This is a genomic window from Endozoicomonas sp. (assembly GCF_051008435.1).
In the GTDB taxonomy this organism is placed as follows: Bacteria; Pseudomonadota; Gammaproteobacteria; order Pseudomonadales; family Endozoicomonadaceae; genus Endozoicomonas_A.
This window is the reverse complement of record NZ_JBPCXO010000113.1, coordinates 1-3,181: the sequence shown is the minus strand read 5'-3', so window position 1 is coordinate 3,181 and position 3,181 is coordinate 1. Positions and strand designations below refer to the sequence as shown.

At 46.6% G+C, this 3,181-nt stretch carries 2 protein-coding genes; both read right to left on the bottom strand.

Annotated elements, in window-relative coordinates; genetic code table 11:
• Positions 1-570: 570 nt before the first annotated feature.
• Positions 571-1,287, bottom strand: a complete 717-nt coding sequence (locus ACR2PX_RS05265) for a hypothetical protein (RefSeq protein ID WP_433998318.1) — start codon at positions 1,285-1,287, stop codon at positions 571-573.
• Between the two features lie 337 nt (positions 1,288-1,624).
• Positions 1,625-2,881, bottom strand: a complete 1,257-nt coding sequence (locus tag ACR2PX_RS05260; RefSeq protein WP_433998317.1) for a valine--pyruvate transaminase — start codon at positions 2,879-2,881, stop codon at positions 1,625-1,627.
• Positions 2,882-3,181 lie beyond the last annotated feature (300 nt).

Below are 3,181 nucleotides of genomic sequence, written 5' to 3'. Positions count from 1 at the left end.
CGGTTTGAGACAGTTTTTATGATTATTTGAGGCGAATAGCGAGCTATTCAACGAAAAGAATCATAAAAAATGGCCAAATCCGGCTTTTTCGCAGTAGGTCAGTGGTAAGTCCGACAGGCTCCTAGCCGCACTGTCCAGACAATACAGTGACCGGCCAGAAATAGAGCTGACCATTTAAATAAGAAGGAATGACTTCCTGATCCCTGCACAGCCAATTATGACTAAAGGGTTAAGGAAGGGGCCGTATTGAACGGTAGGCGACTGGAAATACGGGGAACATGGCATTTTCGCTTTGCCATGGACAGTTGTCGTATCTCCCGGTGGTACTCCAGACGCCTAGGTACACGGCTGCACCAACTCCAACAGGCTCTAGGGTATATGCGCAAAAACTGGATGGCACTACGTAGAATTACGTTTACTGTTGCTAACTAGAGTAGGTAGCTGCCCTCAGAATCAGTGAGTACTTACATTATGGTTTCGATCTTAAGTAGTGGTTTGAGTGATACTCCCATTTTTCTTCAAGGGAATACTGAAAGCCTGAAATTCAGGTTTCCAGGCTTTTTCAGACTTTCATAGAGGCGATGGATAAAGGCGGTCTTCGATAACTTCTCCATTGGAAGCATCTACGGTGAGCCTTTTTTTCTGGCGACTCTCGTCCAGGTAATAGATTTCCCGAACCTGCTGTTTCTTCCAGCGAACCAGTCTGGTTTTCAGAATGACCATGCTTTTATGAGTTTGTCTTGCTTTCGTTATAACCTTATTCAGGGATACAAGCTTCCCCTGAGGTTTCATTGTGTAAGTGTATTCATCAATGATCATGCCTGTATAGGCATCAAGAGTCGTATTCCAGCGCTTGTGCTTCTTATCGATGAAGTCAACGATTCGAATCACCTGACCATTTCGCTCATCAATTCTGGTTTTCAGGATGGCCGCTATATGATGCTTGCTTTTGACTTTTTCCAGAATTTTTTCCAGCGACATGGGCGTTTGCAGTTGGGCCACTTCAATGATCTTGCCTGAGCGGGCATCAACAACCGCTCGCTGGTTTTTGTTTCGACCGTCGGCAAAATCAATCACTCTTACACGACGTTTGTCCTCCTCCGTCAGACGTGCATTCTGAATAACCACTTCTCCATATTTTTTCCGGATCTGGCTGATGATTTGTTCCAACGGCATCAGGTGATTTTCCTGAACCGGAGTCGCAGTTTCGGCAAAGCAGCCGGTCACCATAATCAGTGCCAGAATCAGGGCTCGGCAGAGGCAGGGCAGCAATTGGTTTTTGTACATAACACAGTACCTGAGGCTTCACTTAGAAGGCGTGAAGCCATAGACGTGATCTCGTGCAAACTGGAGTAGAAAATTGAAATATAAATTTACATTTTATCAGTAAGAACGGGTTATACCCTGAATGACTGTATTTGCTGTCAGAATAAATACAGTAACAGGCTAGCTGTTAATGTAGATTTGAATGGATGGAATGCAAGCTTGAGCTCGATATTTCTGGCTGTCGTTTGGCTTTGATGAGATAGGGTTGCCAAAAAATAAGAGTGGAAGTTCTCTAAGTGTGAACGTAACAAAAAGCCCTGCATAGAGGTCAGGGCTTTTTGGAAAAGCTCAGGTTGGCTTATTGCTCCTGGTAAGCCTTGCGAACTTCTTCGGCAATAATGGCAATACCTCGATCTACGGTTTCATTATCACGAGAGTAAGTCATTCTCAGACACTCATGCTTATGGTCCCAGTGGTCATCAATTCCCGGGAAGAAGTAATGACCAGACACCACCAGCACATTACGTTTTTTCAACCGCTCGTAGAGCTCCTGGCTGCTGATAGGCAGACCTTCAAACCAGAGCCACAGGAACATGGCCCCTTCAGGCTTATGAACCTTCCAGTTGAGTCCATTAAGATGCTTTTGCAATGAAAAAACAGCGGATTTGGCTTTGTCTTCATAATAAGGACGGATCACGTTTTTACTGAGATCAATGATGCTGTCATCACGGATCATATCCAGTACGAGCAGGCTGCCAAAACTGTTGGGCGCGAGATTCATGATGGCGTTTATACCCGACAGTGCTCTGATAACCTGTTCGTTGGCAATCACGATACCGGTTCTGGCGGCAGGCAGGCCCAACTTGGAAAGGCTGAGGCAGAGAATGGTGTTCTCATTCCATTCCGGGTTGGCATCACTGAAAATCAGGTTCGGGAATGGGGTACCGTAGGCACCATCAATGATCAGAGGAATATCGTGCTCTCTGGCCATTTCGTCCAGTCGGCTGACTTCCAGGTCGGTCAATACATTACCAGTAGGATTCGTTGGGCGGGAGGCACAGAGTGCACCGGTCCGTTCATCCACTTTCAGGCTGCTGAAATCGACATGGTATTTGAACATGTGCTCATTAATAATTTCGATTTCAGGTTTGTTGGCCAGAAAGAAGTCATCACTCAGGCCTGCATCACCATAACCAATGTATTCTGGCGCTAATGGCAGCTGAATACGGCGATGACTGCCATCATCGTAGTGGCCGGCAAACATATTGAAGAGCATGAAGAAGGCAGCCTGGCTGCCATTGGTCAGGGCAATGTTTTCTGGCCCCAGTTTCCAGCCAAACTGACGGTTCAGGAAGCGAGCCATCTCATGGACAAATTCTTTCTCACCCTGGGGCGGATCATAAGTACCGGTGAGACGGGTGAATTCGGACTGGCTCTCGAGAATTTTCTGAAGTCGCTGACGAAAAGTCTCTTCCACTTCAGGAATATGGGCAGGATTACCCCCTCCCATCATGATCATATCCTGGCCGCCGGCCAGTGCATGACCCAGATCATCCATAAGCTGGAGTATGCCGGAATGACTGGTAAATTTCGTGCCAAATGTGGAAAGCTTCATGCTTGCCTCAGGTTCTCAATAGTGCTGCGAACAGCTCAACATAAACAGGAAAGACTTCCGCTACTGCTTCCTATAATCCAGTTAGGATCATGCTATTGAAGGCTGTAATGAGCGGAAATTGCCGATAAGGTGTGTGCAAGCATTTAAATCGTCTAAATGCGTGTACATTTATATTAGCCCGGATATTTCATAAACATGCTCCCGTTCTCACTTGCCCTTTGCCGCTCTAAGGGAGTTTTACTCAGTCGACCGTACTCCCCGGTACGGCACTCCTTCGCAAAATCCCTTAGAGCGACAAAT